At 40.6% G+C, this 24,031-nt stretch carries 13 protein-coding genes; 7 read left to right on the top strand and 6 right to left on the bottom strand.

The annotated features are described in order from the left end of the window. The first annotated feature begins 111 nt into the window (after window positions 1-111). Window positions 112-762, top strand: a complete 651-nt coding sequence (locus tag KTR06_RS00160) for an HAD family hydrolase (protein WP_217289833.1) — start codon at window positions 112-114, stop codon at window positions 760-762. Between the two features lie 233 nt (window positions 763-995). Here the strand turns inward: KTR06_RS00160 and KTR06_RS00155 are convergent, their stop codons facing one another. The 4 genes from KTR06_RS00155 to KTR06_RS00140 all read right to left on the bottom strand — a co-directional run bounded on the left by KTR06_RS00155 (window position 996) and on the right by KTR06_RS00140 (window position 5,492). Then, window positions 996-1,319: a nucleotidyltransferase domain-containing protein gene (locus KTR06_RS00155; RefSeq protein WP_004301671.1), complete on the bottom strand. Its 324-nt coding sequence runs from the start codon at window positions 1,317-1,319 to the stop codon at window positions 996-998. Window positions 1,320-1,468: 149 nt separating this feature from the next. Next, on the bottom strand, window positions 1,469-1,903 hold the full coding sequence (locus tag KTR06_RS00150; RefSeq protein ID WP_217289832.1) for a hypothetical protein: 435 nt from the start codon (window positions 1,901-1,903) through the stop codon (window positions 1,469-1,471). A 46-nt stretch (window positions 1,904-1,949) separates the two neighbouring features. Beyond that, window positions 1,950-3,494: a rhamnogalacturonan lyase domain-containing protein gene (locus KTR06_RS00145; protein ID WP_217289831.1), complete on the bottom strand. Its 1,545-nt coding sequence runs from the start codon at window positions 3,492-3,494 to the stop codon at window positions 1,950-1,952. 534 nt (window positions 3,495-4,028) lie between these two features. Then, window positions 4,029-5,492 carry a glycoside hydrolase family 28 protein gene (locus tag KTR06_RS00140; RefSeq protein ID WP_007751024.1) on the bottom strand — a complete coding sequence of 488 codons (1,464 nt, stop codon included), beginning with the start codon at window positions 5,490-5,492 and terminating at the stop codon, window positions 4,029-4,031. 220 nt (window positions 5,493-5,712) lie between these two features. Between KTR06_RS00140 and KTR06_RS00135 the strand changes: the two genes are divergently transcribed. From KTR06_RS00135 to KTR06_RS00110, 6 genes are all read left to right on the top strand, one after another. Beyond that, window positions 5,713-7,614, top strand: coding sequence for a rhamnogalacturonan lyase (locus KTR06_RS00135; protein ID WP_217289830.1), 1,902 nt, complete (start codon window positions 5,713-5,715; stop codon window positions 7,612-7,614). 137 nt (window positions 7,615-7,751) lie between these two features. Next, a complete protein-coding gene (locus KTR06_RS00130) occupies window positions 7,752-12,080 on the top strand; it encodes a two-component regulator propeller domain-containing protein (RefSeq protein ID WP_217289829.1) in 4,329 nt (1,442 codons plus the stop codon). A gap of 202 nt (window positions 12,081-12,282) precedes the next feature. After that, complete coding sequence (locus KTR06_RS00125; protein ID WP_217289828.1) at window positions 12,283-15,246, top strand: DUF4982 domain-containing protein; 2,964 nt, start codon at window positions 12,283-12,285, stop codon at window positions 15,244-15,246. Window positions 15,247-15,374: 128 nt separating this feature from the next. Beyond that, window positions 15,375-16,253, top strand: a complete 879-nt coding sequence (locus tag KTR06_RS00120; protein ID WP_217289827.1) for a sialate O-acetylesterase — start codon at window positions 15,375-15,377, stop codon at window positions 16,251-16,253. A 203-nt stretch (window positions 16,254-16,456) separates the two neighbouring features. Continuing rightward, window positions 16,457-19,570, top strand: coding sequence for a TonB-dependent receptor (locus tag KTR06_RS00115; protein WP_217289826.1), 3,114 nt, complete (start codon window positions 16,457-16,459; stop codon window positions 19,568-19,570). Between the two features lie 11 nt (window positions 19,571-19,581). Next, on the top strand, window positions 19,582-21,174 hold the full coding sequence (locus KTR06_RS00110) for a RagB/SusD family nutrient uptake outer membrane protein (protein ID WP_217289825.1): 1,593 nt from the start codon (window positions 19,582-19,584) through the stop codon (window positions 21,172-21,174). Window positions 21,175-21,881: 707 nt separating this feature from the next. Here the strand turns inward: KTR06_RS00110 and KTR06_RS00105 are convergent. Together KTR06_RS00105 and KTR06_RS00100 are read right to left on the bottom strand one after the other, a co-directional pair. Continuing rightward, window positions 21,882-22,655, bottom strand: a complete 774-nt coding sequence (locus KTR06_RS00105) for a hypothetical protein (protein ID WP_217289875.1) — start codon at window positions 22,653-22,655, stop codon at window positions 21,882-21,884. Window positions 22,656-22,721: 66 nt separating this feature from the next. Further along, complete coding sequence (locus KTR06_RS00100; RefSeq protein ID WP_217289824.1) at window positions 22,722-23,996, bottom strand: rhamnogalacturonan acetylesterase; 1,275 nt, start codon at window positions 23,994-23,996, stop codon at window positions 22,722-22,724. Between the last annotated feature and the right edge of the window lie 35 nt (window positions 23,997-24,031).

Here is a 24,031-nt window from a genome sequence, read left to right as displayed (position 1 = left end):
GTGCCAACGTCTTGGCACAACTGTTTCATTTTATAGACATCTAATCCATTTTTTATTTCTACCTTTGCATCTAAAAGATAGTCTATATAGGATAAACAATAAACCAAAACAATGAAGAAACTAGTTATATTCGATCTGGATGGAACATTGCTAAATACCATCGCCGACCTTGCCCATAGTACGAATTACGCTTTAAACAAATTAGGATACCCCACTCATGAAATAGAAAGATACAACTTCATGGTAGGCAATGGCATCAATAAACTCTTCGAACGTGCATTGCCTGAAGGAGAAAAGACGGAAGAAAATGTACTCCGTGTTCGTAACGAGTTTGTTCCCTATTATGATATTCACAATGCAGACGATAGTCGTCCCTATCCGGGTATTTCAGCGTTATTGTCTTATCTGCAATCCGCAGGTATTCAGATTGCCGTAGCTTCCAACAAATATCAGGCCGCTACCGAAAAGCTGGTTGCCCACTACTTTCCGGAAATTTATTTCACTGCCGTTTTCGGCCAACGGGAAGGAGTCAATGTCAAGCCTGATCCAACAATCGTTTTTGATATATTAAAACTTGCCAATGTACGAAAAGAAGATGTTCTTTATGTAGGCGATTCCGGTGTAGATATGCAAACAGCAGCCAATGCCGGTGTAACTGCTTGCGGAGTGACATGGGGATTTCGACCACGTACGGAATTGGAAGAATTTAATCCGACATATATGGCAGATGCTGCCGAGAAGATAAAAGAAATGGTCTTTTAACGATGATATCCTTACAAGAATAATTATGATTCGGCAAGTAAAACTTCAATAGTCTCAATAAGTTCTCTTGCCGGAGCTTTTATCGTACTGATTTCATCCTCCGATATTGAATATATCTATTGGAAGCAATATACCAATACTTCATATCAAACATCTCACTGCTTGTTTCAGAAATACTTTAGCTTTCTCCAGCTGTAATATCACCAAAGAATTACGTTCTTCATCTGTCAATTTCATACTAATTCAATTCCTTCCTGCTCTACATTTTTATAAAATGGCGTAATACAACTTGCAGCCCATTCTTTCATCGTATACATAATCGGATTAATCCGCGCTCCCAAGTCCCATCCCAACATAGTTAAGGGAAAGCTTACCTTATCATAATCTTCAGGCTCCAATTTTTCTTTATCCAAGATAATCAAAATATCCCAATCAGAATCAATCCGTGCATCCCCACGAGCTTGAGAACCAAACAACAAAGCCTTTCCACCTTTTGGTAAATGCTCTGTCAATGCCTGCTTAATAGACTCTAATATTTTATTTGTATGACTTTTCATATTCATTTCTCTTTTGTTGTACTCTTTTCTACAAAGATACAATAAATATTAATTCAAGAATAAGATAACGCTAATATCTATAGTCATTTATTCTCAAACATTTCCAATGCAATCTTATAATGAGACTAACAATCTGAAGAGAAAAGTTATTATTTTGTAAACACAATCTCTCCTTTACGTCCGCCACCACGAAGAAAGATTTCATAAGTATTATTACCTGATTCTTTTATTTCCAACAGATCCAAATCCGTATTTTTTGTTTGTTCTCCGCGTATAACTGTTTTTAATACCCCGCCCGCTTTCCGCCCAGTTGAAAGTCCTCCTTTCCAAGTGAGTATATATTGTTTTCCTTCTGTTAGATTAGTTATTGCTACTTTTTCTGTAGCCAAAGTCATGCACCAGTTATTGGGCTGTTCAAGTTCGACCGCAATATCCCAGGTGAAATGAGGAGTTCCGGTTATACCCGTTTCTTCCGTAATAACATCTTCCTTGCTACATGATGCGATAAGAATACAAAGCAACAGGAAAAGCATTGCTTTCCTAAATATGTCCAATGGCCTGTTTAATATCGTTTTTCTATTCATATTCTCTTTATTTTATGAATCGGTTTCATAATTCTACATTTCTGCGTTACCTTATCACTTTCAATTTAGTTACGCCACCATTATCTGTTGTCGCTTTCAAATCAATTTCTCCCTTATAGGCCGATAAATCCACTTGTCTATCAGAGAAAGAGACTGCCTTACCATTAATATAGAAGTACACAAATGCTTCTGCGCCATGGCCTACTATCTTTGCCACATTTCCCTCAACAAGTATTGCCGCATCTTCCAGCCAATCGTAGCTAGTATCTTCACCACCCCCGGTAAGAAAACAACCCATTCCAGCATTATATAATTTACTATTCGTCTTCAGCCGCAAAAATTCTACATAAGGAAGACTTCCGTCTGACTCACGAGGCAAGGTAAGCTGGGAAGCATCCAAACTAACAAAATCATCATCCGTCACAGCCATGTCTACCGGAAGAAAAGAGTTGTTTGCTATTTCACATTCCGCTTGATTAACGTCTATGATATGTTTTCCCGAAGACCTCGGTGTATGTGACAAGTTATTCATTATAATATGACCATATCCCGGCACGTCAACCGCTTCCGATGCAGTCTTCCTGTTCAACATACAGAAATTGGACGGGTTCTGATAACCCGTATTATTATACCACGCTATCCCTCCTAAATGATGATTGGCATAAAACCCCTTATTCTTATTCATATAAGCAAGGCAGTACTGAACAATGTGCATAGGAATCACACTTGGAGCTTTCGGACTATCACTCATACCATAACCGCCCGACTTAAATCCGGTGCCGTCACCCGCCTTTACTCCCTCTTTCGTATATCCATTCAAGAAAGACCAACAGTTATCAATGGTAAAAACCGCTTGGCAGTTAATCAAATCAAAACCATCATCACTGTTATACCACGCACGACACCCCCGGAATACATTGCCCATATATTGGGGAGAAGTGAGATGTCCACCGAATCCATCTACATTTCCACCTTTACCGCCGTCGGATACAGGATCATAATTATTATAGGCATCGCAATTCAGCACTAGATTGTTCTTACCCGTCACTATATAAAAACCGATCGCCATACCGTCATGCATCGACAGATGTTCGTAGATATTATCACTTCCCCCTTCATTGCGGAAACATTCGGACTGGGTATGTCCCACAATAGTTACTTGTGTTCCCACCACCTCTATATTTCTGAAATGCAAATAAGAGCCACTTACATAAAACACAATAACACGTTCATTTTCTGGCTTTACCGCCGAAAGGTCAAAAACCGGACGCTCATTTTTATAACCGGAGTAACAAATTCGTTTGTCCGGTCCAGTTCCACTCTTTGACATTTTAAATACCCGGCTCCAAGTAGTACTTCCCGCAGTATAATGTTCCATTATCTCTGCTTCCGTCACTCGATATGTACCTTGCCGGATATATACAGTATCTCCTGCCATCACTTTTGATTGTGCTTTGCCCAACGTGGCAAAAGGCTTATCAATCGTCCCACTGTTTGAATCGCTTCCATTAGTAGCCACAAAATAATTCGTAGCCGAAAGAGAAAAGAGGAAACATCCTATAAAAAAAAGAAGAAGGCTAATACGTTTCATAGTATATTAAGTATTATGTAGCAGCAAAGCTACTGTTTTTTATATCATAGGAGCTGTAATATCGTACGCAAAAAATAGAATTTTGTGACAACGACGTCTATATCATTTACTTTTCATAACATATCCAAGATAAAGCATAATTTATCTTGAACCAAAAAAGAAAAAAGATGACTCTTCTTTCATAATCTTCGTCAACGTTCTTAATAAACTATTGAAGAGTTTATTATAAACGGTATCCAAGTTTATTATAAACGATGAATCGTTTATTATAAACGATGAATCTCCGAATTAAGGATATAACCGTGATTTTTCGCAACAAAAAAGGCTGCAAATCCCATAAAGATTCGCAGCCTTTGGCTCATACAGAAACTCTCACAGCTTAACTACTGTAAGGACTCCCTGATATATTGTCATCACATTGTACTAGTTTCTTTTTCATTCTTTTTAATCAAACCTTTTATCCATTGATATTCACACCTACAAATATACAACATAAAAAAGGCTTTGTCAAGAGCTTCCTGCCTGTAAGGAGAATTATTTGTAATTAATCTCAATCTTACTATCTATATTATCCGTTTGCCGCAATCGGCTTTTATCTTTTACTGTCAAATGAATATCCTGTAACTGGAAATTCTTTCCATAAGTTATCTTTCCGACAGATTCCACCTCCGCATTAATGTTAGACAGATAAAAATTCTCGATGCGATGACTTGCGTTCCATCCCGAAGCGGAAATAAAACGTTTTGCTCCGTCTGCTTTTACGTGAGAGAAATACACATTACGAAAATGAGGATACCCCTTTTCCTTCGGCTCTACCGGAGTCAACATAGTAGTCCAGTGTTCAGGAACATCTTTTCCTTCATATTCTTTCGGCAAGGCAGAATAACTATATTTCGGATTCCAGTTCAAATCGACAGACAGGATATGAGTCACACTATCAGCCTCAACACGTGTCATATAGATATTCTCGACCGTTCCGCCACGGTTCATGGATGATTTCAGACGCAATGTCGTTCCTGTGCCATACGCTATCAGATCATGAGCCAGTACATTACGGATAGAACCGGAAGTCTCACTTCCGCAAGTCAGTAACCCTGCACCTTTACGGGCGATACAGTTACGAACCACCACATTCTCCGTCGGACGATTCACACGCAGTCCATCCGCGTCACGCCCTGCCTTAATACAAATATTATCATCGTTGCAATCCACATCACAGTTTTCTACCAGAATATTGGTGGATGAATCAATATCAATGCCATCCGTACTTGGTCCGTGACCTCCTACATTATTATTAATAGTAAGTCCGCTCACCGAACAATGATCCGAATACAAAATCTGACAAGCCCAGAATCCCGTACGCACCAACGTAAAGTCTTTCAACGTGATATGCTTGCTGTTGGAAACCAGTACTCCCCTCACCCGCTTGCAATCATAATCCACAATCCAGCGCAGATTCTTCTTCTCATATTCCTCCCGCATCGCCCAATATTTATCCCAGAATACTTTTCCGCGGCAATCGATAAAGCCTTCCCCCGTAAGAGCGGCATTTTCCGCATCCATTATATTGATAACAGCCGAAGGCCATGTCATCTCGATACCGGCAATGCGGGAAGGAAATTCCGGATAGTCCTGAATATTATCACTCGCAAGCAAGGTAGTACCTTTACTAAGATGCAGATTCACACCACTCTTGATAAACAAAGCACCTATTTTATAATACCCCGGGGCAACAACTACCGTACCTCCTCCCTGTTGGTGACAAGCATCAATAGCGGCCTGGATAGCAGGAGTACTAAATACAGAAGTGTCATTCCGCAACCCGAACTTTCCGGCATCCCATTCTGTGTTTTCCGGAGTCCTCTGCGCCCCCACCTGATCGGCCCACGATAAATCCGGCTTTGCAGACACACTTCCCCAATCATAAGCGGGAGTTGTCTTTTTCGGAGTTGTAACACCAATCAAGGCCAATAGTACAATAGATAAAAGATACTTCATAATTACTTCTTTTAGTTCATGTTGCAAAATTATCGCATATCATCAAAGAGGTAATGGACGGATGTACGCAAAAGATAGAATATTATATCATACGGATAATTAATTTGAAAGGGTGCACAATTGTATATAGTCTTTGTACATTTCTCCATTTCATACATTCAAAAAAGGAGTAATTTTGCGAGTGAATAAATATAATAAGGTCCAAACCGATGAAACAAATATGAGAAGAATTGCAATTTATCTATTGTGCATATTCATGTTACTGCCTGTTGCAACAATGACAGCACAACCTGGTTATAACTACTCAAAGTTACAACGGGAGAAACTAAACCGCGGCGTAGTTGCCATTCGCGAAAACCCTTCAGAAGTAATCGTTTCGTGGAGGTATCTTTCTTCCGATCCGATACAGACCGGTTTCAATGTGTACAGAGACGGAAAGAAACTGACAGACACTCCCATCACAGTCAGCACCCTGTTCCGTGATAAGAATAACAGTCAGAAAACGGCTGTTTACGAAGTGCGTCCTGTTCTAAAAGGCAAGGAGACGCATCATATTGACGGTACATACACACTCCCGGAAAACGCGCCTCTCGGCTATCTGGAAATTCCCCTGCAAAAACCGGCAGACGGAATAAGTCCGGCAGGTGATACCTACACGTACAGTCCCAATGATGCTTCCATCGGTGACGTAGACGGTGACGGCGAATACGAAATTATCCTCAAATGGGACCCCAGCAATTCACACGACAACTCACACGAAGGCTATACAGGTGAAGTATATATTGATTGTTACCGAATGAACGGAGAACAGCTATGGCGCATCAACTTGGGTAAAAACATACGTGCAGGAGCTCATTATACTCAATTCATGGTGTACGATCTGGATGGTGACGGCAAAGCGGAAGTAGTGATGCGGACTGCCGACGGAACAATAGACAGCAAAGGGAAAGTGATAGGAGATGCAAATGCAGACTATCGCGAAGAGGGAACTTTCGATCCCAGCAGAAATCAGATAATGAAGCAAGGACGTATTCTGAAAGGCAAAGAATACCTGACTGTTTTTTCAGGAGACACCGGTGAAGCCTTACATACCATCGACTATATCCCTGCCCGCGGCAACGTTGCCGACTGGGGAGACGCAAAAGGTAACCGAAGCGACCGCTTCCTGGCTTGTGTAGCCTATCTTGACGGAGTACACCCAAGTGTTGTCATGTGCCGAGGCTACTACACGCGTACTGTTCTGGCTGCCTTCGACTGGAACGGAAAAGAACTGAAGAACCGTTGGGTATTCGACAGCAACCATCCCGGATGTGAGCAGTACGCCGGACAAGGAAACCACAATCTGCGTGTAGGCGATGTGGATGGTGACGGATGCGACGAAATCATTTACGGTTCCTGTGCTATCGACCACAACGGCAAAGGACTTTATTCTACCCGAATGGGACATGGAGACGCCATCCACCTGACACATTTTGACCCTTCACGAAAAGGTCTGCAAGTGTGGGACTGCCATGAAAACAAACGTGACGGCTCCACTTATAGAGATGCTGCAACGGGAGAAGTGTTGTTTCAGCTAAAAAGCAATACCGATGTAGGACGTTGTATGGCCGCCGACATTGACCCGACTCATCCGGGTGTGGAAATGTGGTCAGGAGATTCACAAGGAATTCGAAACGTAAAAGGAGAAATCATAGCCCCTAAAATGAGAAATATGCCGACCAATATGGCTGTCTGGTGGGATGGAGACCTATTACGCGAACTATTGGATAGAAACATGATTATTAAATACGACTGGGAAAACAAAAAGTTTGTTCCGCTTGTCAAATTCACAGGAACTCTTTTCAACAATGGAACGAAATCGAATCCTTGTCTCCAAGGTGACATTATAGGCGACTGGCGGGAAGAAGTACTCGTACGCTCCGAGGACAACGCTTCTCTCCGGCTCTACGTATCGACTATCCCGACCGAATACAGATTCCACACCTTCCTTGAAGAACCGATATACAGAATCAGTATCGCTACCCAAAATGTAGGCTATAACCAGCCAACACAACCGGGATTCTATTTCGGACCGGACCTTATAAAGATGAAAGGTACTTTCAGAGGATATCAATTCAAGTAAGTGTTATACTAAAAGTATCAGCGCCAACCACAAATACACATCTCTTGCCCTTGGTATTTTACTATACGAAGGGCAGATTTGTTTAAAATCCAAAGAAATAACTATCTTTGCCTGCATATAACACATATAAATCCACTATGAAGAAGAATACATTCCTTATATTATCGCTTTTATTGCTTTATCTCTATCCACTGTCGGCCTCCGTGGAAATTCGCTCCAATAAACTGACTACCGGAGATGGATTAGCAAATAATTCGACCCGCTATATGATGCAGGATAGTAAAGGATTTATCTGGCTGGGAACTCTCAACGGATTAAGTTATTATGACGGCAATTCTTTCGTCAATATCTATCCGGATATAAATAACCCACTCTCATTAGCCGATTCCCGTATCCGAAGCATGGAAGAAGACCCGAACGGCTTCATGTGGATTTCAACAATTTCTTCTTTTATCAGTTGCTATGATTTACGTCATGGCTGTTTTGTGGATTTCACCGGAAATGGGGAATACAAGGAAAACTATTCCAAATTCATTATCCTTTCCGACAACTCTATTTGGTTATGGCATAATCAAAACGGTTGCCGCAGAGTCGTTTATCAGGACTGCAAATTTTCATCGCAGGCGTATAAAGAGAAATCAGGCAATCTGCCTTCCGATAAAGTACAATTCGTTTTGGAAAGTGCAAAAGGAGAAGTCTGGATTGGTACGGACAAAGGGTTATTGAAGTATCAGAATGGTAAAACGAACAATCTTGACCCGCAACAACAGAACTGGGAACACATCATTTCTTATGATAAATACACTTGTATCATTACCGATAAAAATGAAATCTACCGTCATACCTATTCCGCGGACAAGCTGGAAAAGGTTGCGTCGTTAGCAGAAGGCTTTGATGATACAGGCCACGTCACAGGCAACTTCCTCTTGCAGGATAAATGGGTATTGTTTACCGTCAACGGCAGCTATATACTGGATATTCCGACCGGTAAACTAAGTCGTTACTCGGAACTGAATATCAAAAATGGCGCTGTCACCAGGGACAATAAGAAAAATGTATGGGTACATAACTATACGGGCAATTTATGGTACGTCGACCTAACCACCGGCAAAATCAAGCCTTTCCAGTTCCTTTCCTCCAAACATATCGGTTACATCGATGTGGAACGTTACAGCATCGTACACGACTCACGGGACATTCTCTGGATATCGACCTACGGCAACGGGCTTTACGCTTATGAGTTATCGACGGGCAACCTGCAACACTTCACATTCGAAGTCAATCAATCCAGCCACATCAACTCCAACTATCTTCAATTTGTAATGGAAGACCTTTCCGGAGGTATCTGGGTAAGCTCTGAATTCTCGGGTTTATCTCATTTGGAAATTCTGAACAAAGGGACACAACGTATTCATCCCAGCGGTGAAAACAGTTCCGACCGCTCGAATACCATCCGTATGCTCTTCCAGACTCAAAACGGCAATATCTACATGGCCAACCGCATGGGTAGCCTTTACGAATACAACTCTGCCCTGACCAAAGTGATCCGCCAAGAAGACTTCACCCATAACGTTTACAGCATGAACGAAGATCAGGAAGGCAACTTATGGCTGGGAATGAGAGGAATCGGCCTTCGCATCGGCGCAAACAAATGGTATAAGAATGACCTCAGGAACCCTAACTCTCTATCCAACGACCAAGTTTACTCCATTTATCGCGATAGAAAAGGACGTATGTGGCTGGGCACTTTCGGTGGAGGATTGAATTTGGCAGTTAAGACTGCCGACGGTTACCAGTTTAAGCACTTCTTACAAGACAACTACGGCGAAAAACGGATCCGTGTCATCGAAGAGGACAAGAACGGACGCATGTGGGTAGGCACCAACAACGGTATTTATATCTTCCATCCGGATTCACTGATTGCATCACCCAAGAATTACGTGATTTACAATCATGCCAACGGCACATTCCCCAGCAACGAGATCCGTTGTTTGATGAACGATGATAAAGGTAATATGTGGATTGGTACTTCCGGGGCCGGATTCGCAGTCTGCCACCCGGGAGACAGCTATCAACACCTGACTTTCGATTGCTATGATATAAAAGACGGATTATCCAATGCAGTCGTCCAGTCCATCGTTCAGGATAAGGACCATAAAATGTGGATTGCAACCGAATATGGCATCTCCCGTTTCACCCCGGCCACCAAACAGATAGAGAATTACTTTTTCTCTTCCTACACTTTAGGAAATGTATATAGTGAAAACACCGCTTGCGTCAGCAATGACGGCAAATTATTGTTCGGAACAAACTATGGCCTGGTAGTACTGGATGCCAACAAGATAGAGACGTTAGACAAGCCTGCCTCCGTTATCTTCACCGGACTTCAAATCAACGGTGCGCACATGCTTCCGGGAGTGGAGGATTCGCCTTTACAGGAAGCGATGCCCTACATCAACGAACTGAACCTGAAATATTATCAAAGTTCACTCACGATCTCTTTCTCTACCTTCAACTATCTGGACGGGGTATCCAAATACTCTTACAGTCTTCCTCCATACGATACGGAATGGAGTTCACCCTCCAGCCTGAACTTTGCCACTTACCGGAATCTGCCTCCGGGCAAATATGAACTGCATGTGAAAGCCTGCAACGCCGCCGGTATCTGGGGAGAAGAAAATGTGATGGAAATCGTCATAGCTCCTCCTTTCTGGAAAACCGGATGGGCTTACCTGATCTATGCCATTCTGATAGCCATAGCGGGTTACTTCAGTTTCCGTATTATCAGAAATTTCAATGCGCTGCGTAACCGTATCGCCGTAGAAAACCAGCTGACGGAGTATAAACTGGAATTCTTTACCAACATCTCTCATGAATTCCGCACTCCGTTGACACTGATTCAAGGTGCTTTGGAAAGAATTGTCAACATGGGAAACCACTCCAAGGATATGCAACACTCCCTGAAGATCATGGACAAGAGCACGAAACGAATGTTGAGGCTTATCAACCAACTACTGGAATTCCGGAAAATGCAGAAAAACAAACTCGCCCTCTCCCTGGAGGAAACGGATGTTGTCGCTTTCTGCTATGAAATATTCCTTAGTTTCAAGGATGTCAGCGAATCCAAAAACATGGATTTCCGTTTCGAGCCTTCACAGAACTCTTACAAGATGCCTGTGGATAAAGGAAATCTTGATAAAGTGATCTATAACCTGCTCTCCAACGCTTTTAAATATACTCCTTCCAACGGAAAGATTATATTCAAAGTAGACGTACAGGAACAGAAGAAACAACTCTGCATACAAGTGATCGACACAGGACTGGGCATCCCGAAAGAGAAGCGTGCCGAACTGTTCAAACGCTTTATGCAAAGCAGCTTCTCACACAGCAGTGTAGGTGTCGGACTTCATCTCACATACGGTCTGGTCAATATACATAAAGGGACGATTTCTTATAATGAGAATGAAGACGGCGGTTCCATCTTCACCGTCGAACTACCAACGGATGCCAGTGTTTATGAAGAAAAAGATTTCCTCGTTCCTAACCAGTTATTGATTGAAGAAGAGGAACAACGCCATAAAGAGTTTGTCACAGACGAAAATACGGACGAACAGGCAGCACCTCCCGTACCGTTGAACAAGCGGAAAATATTAATCATTGAAGATGATAATGATGTCCGCGAATTCCTGAAAGAAGAGATCGGCCATTACTTCGAAGTGGTAGCAGAAGCGGACGGTATCAGTGGCTTCGAACGTGCACAAACTTATGATGCAGATCTGATTATCTGCGACGTATTAATGCCGGGTATGACGGGATTCGAAGTGACCAAGAAATTAAAGAATGAATTTGCCACCAGCCACATTCCCATCATTCTGCTAACCGCCCTCAATATGGAAGAAAAATATCTGGAAGGTATCGAATCCGGCGCGGATGCTTATATCACCAAACCGTTCAGCATCTCCTTATTACTGGCCAGAATCTCCAAACTGATCGAACAGCGGGACAAACTGCGTGAAAAATTCTCCAACGAACCGGGAATGGTTCATGCGGCTATCTGTACGAACAACAAGGACAGCAAATTCCTGGCAAAACTGAATGAAATGCTGAACGAACACATGGTGGAAACAGAATTTTCCGTAGATGACTATGCCAACCTGATGGGATTGGGACGTACCGTATTCTACAAGAAAGTACGTGGTGTCACCGGATACTCTCCCAATGAATACCTGCGTGTCATTCGTTTGAAGAAAGCTGCGGAATTATTGTTAACCGAAGACCTGACTGTTTCCGAGATTTCCTACAAAGTAGGTATCAACGATCCCTATTATTTCAGCAAATGCTTCAAGAATCAATTCGGAATAGCCCCTTCTGTTTATCAGAAGAACGGTGGTAAAGCTCCGGCTTCCAATACCACAGCAGGAAACACGGAGCAACCCGCTGAAGAAAAAGGAGAAACGAATGCTTAAACAGGATACATGATAACTGACTGATTATAGTACACATTCTCTCTGCCAATGGGGTTATGTGTACTATTATCTGAAATCATGTACAAACATCGGTCACACTTTTCCATCAAAAGATAAAAATTACATTATTTCCGTACTTTAATACCGGGTGTATCTTCTTTCAATACACTTTCTTTGCAGCAAAACAATTTAATTGATTATCATGAAACACAAATTATTTCTTTTCGTATTTCTGCTGACTGCACTGTCTGTCATCAACGGACAAGCATCCGAACGCAAAAAATACAATTTCAACAGTGAATGGAAATTGCAAATAGGCGACTTTCCCAAAGCTAAAAATGCTAAATTTGACGACAGCCAATGGAAACAAGTAACTTTACCTCATGCTTTTAATGAAGATGAAGCATTTAAGGTATCTATTGAAGACCTTACAGATACCATATCTTGGTATCGTAAGAGATTTCAACTGCCTGATTTAAAAAGCAATCAAAAAGTTTTTATAGAATTTGAAGGCGTACGCCAAGGTGGTGATTTTTATATCAACGGATATCATTTGGGAAAACATGAGAATGGAGTCATGGCAGTAGGTTTCGACCTAACTCCATACATTAAACAAGGAGAAAACTTGATTGCAGTACGCACAGATAATAGCTGGACTTATAGAGAAGCAGCAACAAAATCAAGATTTCAGTGGAACGACCGAAATTTCAATGCAAATTATGGTGGCATTCCTAAAAACGTTTTTCTCTATGTTACTGACAATGTATACCAAACTCTTCCTTTATACAGTAACCTGAAAACAACAGGAGTTTATATTTATGCTAAAGATATTGATATAAAAAGACGTAAAGCTACTATTCACGCTGAATCGGAAGTCAGAAACGACAGTCAAGAATCTCGCCAGTTCAGCTATCAGGTAACCGTATTAGATGCTGACGGTAGATTGATAAAAAGCTTTCAAGGGGACAAAATAACTTTGAAGACCGGAGAAACAAAAATAATAAAAGCTTCCACCCCTATTGATAACCTTCATTTCTGGAGTTGGGGTTACGGCTACTTATACACAGTCAAAACCGCTTTGAAAGATGAGAATAATCAAATATTCGACGAAGTAAGTACACGTACCGGATTCCGAAAAACCCGTTTCGCAGAGGGAAAAATATGGTTGAACGATCGTATTATCCAAATGAAAGGTTATGCACAACGCACTAGCAACGAATGGCCTGCTGTAGGTATGTCCATACCAGCATGGCTTAGTGATTATTCAAATGATTTAATGGTAAAAAGTAACGGCAATTTAGTTCGTTGGATGCACATTACACCCTGGAAACAAGACGTTGAATCATGTGACCGTGTAGGACTGATACAGGCAATGCCTGCGGGAGACTCTGAAAAAGACCGTGAAGGACGTCAATGGGAACAACGTGTCGAACTAATGCGTGACGCAATTATCTATAATCGCAACAATCCAAGTATTCTTTTTTATGAGTGTGGAAATGAATCCATCAGTCGTGAACACATGATAGAAATGAAAGCTATTCGTGATAAATATGACCCTTTCGGCGGACGTGCTATCGGCTCACGCGAAATGCTGGATATTCGTGAAGCAGAGTACGGAGGTGAAATGTTATATATCAATAAGAGTATGCACCACCCGATGTGGGCTACTGAATATTGTCGTGATGAAGGATTGCGTAAATATTGGGATGAGTATAGTTATCCTTTTCATAAAGAAGGAGACGGACCGCTCCACCGTAATCAACCAGCAACTAGTTATAATCATAATCAAGATGAATTTTCCGTTGAACTTGTCCGTCGTTGGTACGACTATTGGCGTGAACGTCCCGGAACAGGAACCAGGGTAAACTCCGGTGGAGCAAAAATAATCTTCTCCGATAGTAATACTCATCATCGTGGAGCCGAAAATTACCGCCGCAGTGGTGTGACAGATCCAATGCGCATCGAAAAAGATGGCTTCTATGCTCATCAAGTTATGTGGAATGGTTGGGTGGATACAGATAAATTCCAGACTTACATTATCGGCCATTGGAACTATCCTAAAAACACAGTTAAACCCATATACGTAGTCTCCAACGGAGAAAATGTGGAGCTTTTCTTAAATGGCCAATCCCTTGGAAAAGGAAAACGTGAATACAACTTCCTCTTTACTTTTGACAAAGTTTCTTATCAACCGGGGAAATTGGAAGCTGTCAGCTACGACAAAGGTGGAAAAGAAGTCAGTCGCTACATGATAAGCACAGTAGGTGAACCCGCAAAGTTAAAGCTTACCGCCATACAGAATCCCGAAGGCTTCCATGCCGACGGTGCAGACATGGCATTGATACAAGTGGAGGTAGTAGATAACAACGGAAAACGTTGTCCGCTAGACAATCGTACAATACAATTCACACTGAAAGGCAACGCTGAATGGCGAGGAGGTATCGCTCAAGGAAAAAACAATCATATCCTCGATACGAACCTACCAGTAGAATGCGGTATCAACCGCGCTCTTATCCGTAGTACAACCATTGCCGGAAAAATTGTTTTGACAGCAAAAGCAGAGGGACTTCCAACCGAAACTCTTACATTGGAGACGGTTCCGGTAAAAATAAATGCAGGTTTAAGCACTTATCTCCCGCAAACCACCTTGAAAGGTAAGTTAGATAAAGGAGCAACTCCTTCTACCCCATCTTACAAAGATACGAAAAAGGGAATACAGATTATCTCCGCAAAAGCAGGATTCAATCATGAAGAAGCTAAAAATAGCTTCGATGACAACGAATTGAGCGAATGGAAAAACGATGGTAAACTTAGTACTGCATGGATAACTTATACACTCGAAAGAGAAGCTGAAATAGATGATGTTTGCTTGAAATTACAAGGATGGCGTACTCGTAGTTATCCTTTAGAAGTATTTGCCGGAAACAAATTGATATGGAGTGGAAATACGGACAAAAGTCTAGGATATGTCCATCTAAATATCGACAATCCTGTAAAAGCAAGTACAATCACAATCCGACTGAAAGGCAACACCAGTGACAATGACGCCTTTGGAGAAATCACAGAAGTAAAAGCTAAAGTGGCAAACGAAATGGAACTGGAAAAAAGTAAAAGTAAAAATACTCTTAGAATTGTAGAAGTCGAGTTCCTTGAGTCAATTAACTGATTTGACTTTCAATAGGTATTAGAATTAGTAGAAGATTGTTTGTTTTTGATAAAAAGTCCTTCTCACGTTTATTATCGCCGTTCTGAAGGACTTTTTATTGCATAAACTATCCTAATAATATTTCCAAGATGAAAAACATTTTTATTATTTTAATGTTTGCATTCAGTTGCAACTGCTACGCAAGCAATAATAATCCCGCACACGTAATTATCACCGCCGGACAATCAAATACCGATGGTCGAGTTCCTAACGACCGTTTGCCAGAATACATCAAAGCTATGGCAACGGACACATCTTTCACTACAGGTGCTTACAAATATTGCAAGATTGCACAAAATCGTATAGACGGAAAATTTCGTCCTTATTGGCCTAAAAGTAAAAGAAGGGCTAAACCCAACACATGGGGATATGATGCTGTCACCTATTATTGGCTGGAACAGTTGTGGCAAGAACCTTTCTATGTTATTAAATGGGCTATTGGTGGAACTTCCATCGAGCCTTCTACAAATTCGGAGAAATCGGTTCATTGGTCGGCAAATCCCGAATGGCTATCACACAACACAGCAACCTGTGAAAAAGGACGTTCATTACTCCTTTCTTTTATCAACAACATAGACGGCTGCATCAACAATACGTTATCTAAATTGAAGAACGGTTATCAAATTGATGCATTCTTGTGGCATCAAGGAGAAAGTGACTGTACCAATGGAGACAAATATTACGGAAACCTAAAAGCAGTAATCGCGTATGTACGTAATCACCTCTGTAAAAAGACAGGAAAGGATTATTCTAAACTTCCGTTCATCTTCGGCACAGTAGCCAAGAAAAACAAACGATACAATAATGAAGTGGAGGCTGCAATGAAACGTCTTGCCAAAGAAGATTCAAACATCTATCTGATAGATATGTCAGATGCAGAGTTGCTTGGTGACCGCCTACATTTTAATCAGATTTCCTCTGAATATTTAGGTAAAAAGATGTACGAACAAATCAAAGAACAACAATAAGGAACCATATATTAAAATATTTTGGAGACATCGCATACCAATATTAACAGAATTTCGGCAATTTGTATAAAATTACATCTTTTCCGTACGAATATTTGGACAGGAATTCTTCCAATGCACTTTCTTTGCAGAAGAAGCAAGACAAATCCAAGTCTGTCTACATCTTCTATTATTTACTAATTTAATCACTTAGATATATCAACATGAAAAACATTTTGTATGAAAAATGCAGTTGGGGAAAGAAAATACTATTTTTTCTTCTCATAGCGTTACTACATTCAGCAATGTCGTTTGCACAAGAACGAACAGTGACTGGTGTTGTAGTCGATGATAAAGATGAACCGATAATCGGTGCTAACGTCAAGGCGAAAGGAGCCAACAAAGGGACTATTACAGACTTAGACGGAAAATTCATTCTGTCACTCCCGAAAAGTGTTAGAGAGTTAGAAATTTCTTTCATCGGTTTTAATAGTAAAACAGTCTCTATAACCGACAAACCTCTTCACATAAAGTTGGATGAGTCATCTATCTTATTAGACGAAGTTGTATCCATTGGCTACGGCACCGCCAAAAAAGGAAATATCACCGGAGCTATAGCCAAAATAGATGCAGAAAGTCTGGAAGACCGGGCCACAACAAACATCGCATCTGCCTTACAAGGCCAACTGGCAGGAGTAGAGGTACGGACTACTACAGGTGAACCTGGTTCAGAATTGCAAATCCGTATTCGTGGAGCGGCTTCTATCAACGCCAGTTCAGACCCGCTTTATGTGATCGATGGAATACCAGCAGACGACTTAGGTAGCATTAATCCTGGCGATATCCATTCCATTGAAGTGCTCAAAGATGCTTCATCTTCTGCCATCTATGGTTCACGCGGCGCAAATGGTGTAGTACTTATCACCACCAAACAGGCAACTCAAGACTCCAAAGTAAGGGTACAGTTTCAAGCTTCATATGGAGTTCAATCATTGGAAAGAAAACTTGATGTACTTTCTCCGGAAGAATGGATTGATTTTCGTACTTCATACAATAACCAAAGATATTTGGAAAAATACGCTAGCATAGGGGCGACAGCAAACGACGATATGGCAACCCGTATAAAACTGATAGGAAAAATGAACTATAATTATGTCAATGATGACCGTTGGACACAACCAAACTACGGCGGTTTGTTACTAGTTGACTGGCAAGATGAGTTTTTCCGCCTGGCACCTCTACAAAATTATCAGTTATCCATCTCCAGTGGAAGAAATAACACCAAATACCGCGTATCTCTGGGATACGTAGATCAACAAGGAATTGCCATCACTAGCGGATACAAGCGTTTAACTTTGCGTGCCAATATAGAATCTAAAATATTAAACCGCATCACAGTTGGGTTCAACCTAGCCCCTAGTGCAACATGGAGTGAAGGTGGGCGTGTTGATGGCAAAGACCAACAAGCAAACAACATGCTTACCATGTGCCCGATAGTAGAACCAACTTCAGGATTATACACCGGTGCCGAAGGTCACCCGCCTTATGCCTGGACTAGTTCTAGCAAAGTAAGTCCGATTGCTAACATGGAACAAACGGTAAGAGATTCTGAAAATGCCCGTTTTAGTACTTCTGCTTACGTTAAAGCAGACATTTGGAATGGTGTATCGGCAGAGCTAACTGGCTCTTACAACTTCAACAGTAGCCAAAGCCGTAATTTCAAACCTAGTAATATTACATCCAAATGGAGTAACGGAGAAGGTTATGAAACAACCGGTAGCCGTTCAGACAATCGAAGCCATAAGTTCCTGCTACAAGCATTATTAAAATACAACAAAACATTTGCTAAACATACAGTAAGTGGAATGGCTGGTTATTCAATGGAAAGTTCAAACGGTTCTTCAAGTAACCTATCAGCCAAACAGTTTCCTGACAATGCATTAGAAGTTTTCGACATGCAGGACGTAGTAATGCAAAAAGCAGCAGCCAATCTATCCACCCCTTCTCGTTTATTATCTTATTTTGGGCGTGTACAATATGAATATGACGACCGATATTTATTAACAGCAAGTATCCGCCGGGATGGTTCTTCCCGCTTTGGAAAAAACAGCCGTTGGGGAATTTTCCCTGCAATTTCCGCTGCATATCGAATTTCAAATGAAAACTTCTGGTCTAAAGATTTCATTGTTAATTCACTAAAGATACGTGCCAGTTGGGGGATGAATGGAAATAACTCTATACCATCCAACGCTTCACTTGCTGTCTTAGATAATGCGAATTATACATCCGGTAGTATCATCAATGGATTTGCCCCTATTTCATTGGCCAATCAGGAATTGGGCTGGGAAAAGACAGATAGTTGGAACATCGCTTTCGATATGGGATTATTCAAGAATCGTATTTTTATATCTGCCGACTATTATATAAAAACGACTAAGGATCTATTGTATAAAGTAAACGTTCCAGCCTTATTAGGTTTTACAAAAGCATGGGGTAACATTGGTTCTATCAGAAACAAAGGATTTGAGATCGAACTCCACACTAAAAATCTCGTCGGAAAGTTAAAGTGGAATACTTCATTCAACATTGGCTACAATGAAAACAAGGTAATCAGTTTAGGAGATGATAACAGCTCATATTTTACAGGATTTGAAAACACACAGATTTTCATGGTCGGCCAGCCTGTCAAATCTTTCTATTTATATGATGCTGTCGGGGTTTATCAGAAACAAGAAGACTTAAAAAAATATCCTGTTATGCAGCAAACTGTTGTAGGAGACGTACGTTTTCGTGATGCGGATGGCAACGGATATATCAATGATAACGACCGCACATTAGTTGGCAAACCTGACCCCGATTTCACCTTTGGTATGACAAATACTTTTAAATACAAAAACTTTGATTTATCCATCCTCATAACCGGGCAGACAGGTGGCAAAGTTTACGGTTTGCTAGGTCGTGCCATGGACAGGCCAGGTATGGGAGTAAGTATCAATGTATTATCCCGCTGGAAAAATATGTGGAGATCGGAAGAAGAGCCAGGAGACGGCAAAACACCTGGAATTGGTAATTCAAATACAGGTCAATTATATGATACACGCTGGTTGTACAGTTCAGATTTTATTAAAATAAAAAATATAACATTAGGATATAAATTACCATTAAAAAAAATAGTACAAAATGCACGCGTTTACGTTACTGCAGAAAATCTTATCATGTGGGACAAATATGACGGTGGATTCTCTCCCGAATCCAGTAACGGCTCATCCGGCGACTATGATTACGGAGCTTATCCACAAGCTAGAGTGATTTCTTTAGGAGTTAATGTTACATTCTAATTATTAATCTTATGAAACTATATCAATATATCACAAGTAGTGCAATATGTTTAGGTTTGTTTTTTTCTTCCTGCAATGACTGGCTGGATGTTACACCTGTAGATACCCGTACCAGTGAGAATTTTTATCAAACCCCGTCACAATTAGAACAAGCTATTATAGGTATTTATAATGGCCTGATGCCACTATCGGAATATTCATGGATGATGTCAGAAATACGTTCGGATAACGTATGGGTACCTTATAAATTAGGCAAACAACGTGATTATGTAGATATCGCCTGCTTTAACTCAAACATTACCACTATTTCAACCATCTCCAATGCCTGGAACGATTTATATGAAATCATAGCACGAGCTAATCTTTTTCTATCTAAAGTTGATCAGGTAGAATTCTCTGCTGATTTAGACAATGTAAAAAAACAATTTATCGGTGAAGCTAAATTTCTAAGAGGTCTGGCTTATTTTGAATTGGTACGCTATTTTGGTCGAATTCCTGTCGTATTGGAACCAATATCAATCGAGAAAGCAATGACAATCAAACAATCTGAAACGGTTGAAGTCTATGAAAATGCAATTATTCCTGACCTACAAGATGCTATAAATTCTTTAATGAATGAACCTTTAAACTATGCAGGAAAATCCGCTTCTGCAGGACGGGCTACCTTATCTGCTGCTCAATCATTACTAGGACGAGTTTATTTAACTATGGCAGGTTTCCCCATTCAGGACGAGTCTAAAAAAGATTTGGCTAAAGAATTATTTAAGGAAGTTATTGATTATTCTGATGCAAACAATCACAAATTTTGGGCCAAAGACATGGATGAATGGAATAAAATGTGGATTAGCGAAAACGACAATAAATACCATATTTTTGAAATTCAATACATGGCCGCTAATGGTTATGGCAATCCAATGGTACCAGCGTCCGTCCCATCAGTTTCACCAGTCTATACAGCTGTCAAATTATTGGGAAATACTGTGTACTGTGAAAAATCATTAGATAAAATCCTCACACAAAAAGACGAAAATGACGAATTTATTGATCAACGTTGTCATGGTACTATCGAAACCGGTAATATGGTAGATGAGGATGGAAGACCTTATACCGGAGAAGACTTTTACGTAAAACTATTCGAGCACAACGTAAAACGAAAAGAATTAGGTTATTCAGATATCAGTAGTCAAATAGTAGACCGTAATTATTTCCCAACCAATTATCCCCTGATTCGTCTGGAAGATGTTATGCTCATGTATGCCGAAATAACGGGTCCTACCGAAGGCAAAGAATATGTTGATAGAATACGTACAAGAGCCGGGCTACCTGCATTAGACGAAAACATAACCCCTGCAAATTTTGCAGATTCAGTTGATATAGAACGTCGTAGAGAATTGGCTAGTGAAGGCATCCGTTGGCATGATATCGTACGTCAAGGACGATTTAAGCCACTATTGCAGGAGATGTTTAAACGATACGCCGGTGAAGGAGATGAAACATACAATTTATATCTTCGTGTAAAAGATGGCACTTATCTATATCCTATCCCTGATGCCCAAATGAAAGTAAAAGAAGGTCTATATGAACAAAATGCAGCGTATAAATAGAGCAAAGCCAAGCAAAAGACATAATTAAAAATACGATCTATAAATTTATTCAAAGGTTGGTAATGAAGGTCCTCCAGAAGTAGTTTGGAGGACCTTCTTATACAATGACCTTATCTTTAAAAGATCACGACTTTCCTAAAGGACTAAAAATTTAATATACATTTATATATCATGCGAATCAGTAGTTGAAAACAAACTATCATTCATTCCCGTACCGTTATGCTTCATTCCTATTGCTTAGTGGAACTTACGACTAAATTAGTGTTCTACTAACCGAGTCTTTATAGTTTTAATCGCATTTTTTCTTTCGTATGACCTAGGTTAGATGATTATATGACTAAGGTTAGATAATCATCTGACTAACGTCGTATAATCATCTGACCTAGGTCATACGAAAAAATATTAGTGTCATAATGATTAATCGTTTAATAGAAGCTGGCTAATATATAGTAACAGAGCATTAGTTCATTTCCGCACCATTTTACTCTCATTCAACTACTGGCATATATTATAGAAATTACTTAGCTACAACTAACTAATCACACAAACGTTATTTTTGATAGTAGACAGAACTGAAATATAGCAATACCAAACAAACAGGAATCTCCATCATATAAAATTACAATGTTTAAACACAACATAAGAAAAGGGGGATAAAGCTGTACTTCGGCTTTATCCCCCTTTCTTATACAAGAATTTATGTGATACTATTCTCCTATAACTCCCTCCCAGTTTTTAGCAAAACGGAAGTTACCGATATTTCCTTTAAAACCACTGCGATTTCTCAACGAGATTGCTTTCAGGCCTGCTTTCAAAGCCCCTTCTTCACCAACTACTACAGCGTCTGCTTTCGGTTCATTCTGACTTAATTCCGGGTCTACAAATAAAGAAACTTCATTCTTATCATAATCGACTTTCAATACCAACAGATGCGTTGTATTATAATCATATACCATAGGAGCCTCGTTGCGTTCTTTCATCAAGCCTACAGCAAATTTGATTTTATCATTTCCTTCGCGTCTGACATATACCTGGCCACGATTTCCCCCACCGACATAACTGGCACTCGTAGCCAGAATATCCGCCAGATTACTTGAACCGACTTTAGCAAAGTTCACCAGACAAGTCAGATAATAAGTTCCCTTGGAATATACTTTTCCTGATTCTACCAAAGAATATACACTGATACGAGAACCTTTCACCCCTTGCGGAAAACCAAAATTAACAGATGGTCCCGTCTCACTGTATCCGGCATAAGTCAAAGCCTTTCCGACAGTAGGGCTTGTTACTCCCTCAACCGGTGTGGAAGTAAATGCACCACACCAGGTATCCACTTTAATAGGAGCCCGTTTATCACCATAAACTGCTTTCTCCAAAGTATCGCCTTCCTTATAACCTTTCAACAGATCATTCTTCAAAACTTGTGCCTGGCTTCCCAATGCAAGTACTGCCAACGCCATTGATACCATTACTTTTTTCATCATTCCTCTTCTATTTTATATTTTAATCTACGTTTTTCATCAAATACCGGAGTAATCCTCCTGTTATCAATTACCATCCGGTTTCTCTATCTCTGTAAACGGGCAAAGACTCCATTTGAAATCTTCAAATTTATCAGGATGCTCCGGATTGAATCCTTTATAATCTTTCCTCAAAAACTTCACTGCGTCCAAACGGACTTTCTTCATTCCTTCAATTATACATTTTGCCAACTCATAAGCACCGAAAGTATTGGAGTGGGAATTATCTTTCAGTTCCTTAGTTTGTCCCGGATAGGTATTAATAGGATAATGAACGAATGCATGTTCGGAAGCATCTTCTCCCATTGCTTCATAAAGCGTACGACTTATTTCGTTCAAGTCAATCAAAGGTACATTTTCTTTGGTTGCCAACCAACGAATTGCGTCAGGGTAATCAAGGTGAGTGTTTACAATCTTACCGTTCTTATCAAAACGACGACGCTGGGTAGGCGTTACCAATACAGGTTGTGCACCTCTGGAACGTGCTTCATCAATATAAATCTTCAAATTATACATGAAAGAATAAAATGCTCCTTTACCGGGACCTTTTTGCTTCTGATCGTTATGCCCGAACTCCATAAAAAGATAATCACCTTTCTTCATTTGTGTCAGCGCTTTCTTCAAACGTCCGGCACCGATAAAAGTATTGGCAGATTCGCCGGATTCAGCATAATTGGCAATAGCCACCTGATCGGTGAACCATCGCGGAAACATTTGTCCCCAGGCAGCCCAAGGTTCATTATCATAATCCACTACGGTGGAGTTACCACAAAGAAAAATAGTGGGCACTTTATCTGCACGTTCAATGATCAGAGAAGTGATGCGGGGAGCATCCCCATTAAATTCAAGCGTCAGCTTTTCATCCCAGTTCAGTTTATTCTTTTCTCGTGCCTTGATTTTAACTTTCTCCCTTTCATTGATTTTCATGTTCCGTTTGTTGACGGTAAAAGACTCGGTAATCATTTCACCCTTTTTAGTCGGAAGGTTTTCAATAAACAGTCGGCGGGACTCGGCACGTACTGTAGTATTTCCGGCTGAATCCTTGCTGCCAAGGGTGACGGTTACTTTATAATTGCCATCGGGAACATTGACGGAGAAGAAAAAAGGCTGATCGCTTCTTCCATCCCATGCCGGTTGAAAGTCGTATCCGTAACCTTGTCCGTCATTGAACAAGGTTTCGGGCGTCACTTTAGTATATCCCTCTTTTACCTTTTTATCGGAAGTAAAATCGAATTTATAGACCTGCGCATAGCATGTTAATGCAAGTACCGCCAATATCATTGATACAACTACTTTTTTCATAATCCTTTTTGCTTTATGCTTTTAATATGCAATTC

Source organism: Bacteroides sp. MSK.20.12 (genome assembly GCF_019052435.1).
Lineage (GTDB): Bacteria > Bacteroidota > Bacteroidia > Bacteroidales > Bacteroidaceae > Bacteroides > Bacteroides xylanisolvens.
Note: the sequence above shows the minus strand (reverse complement) of the source record. Positions and strands in the feature narration are given on the sequence as shown.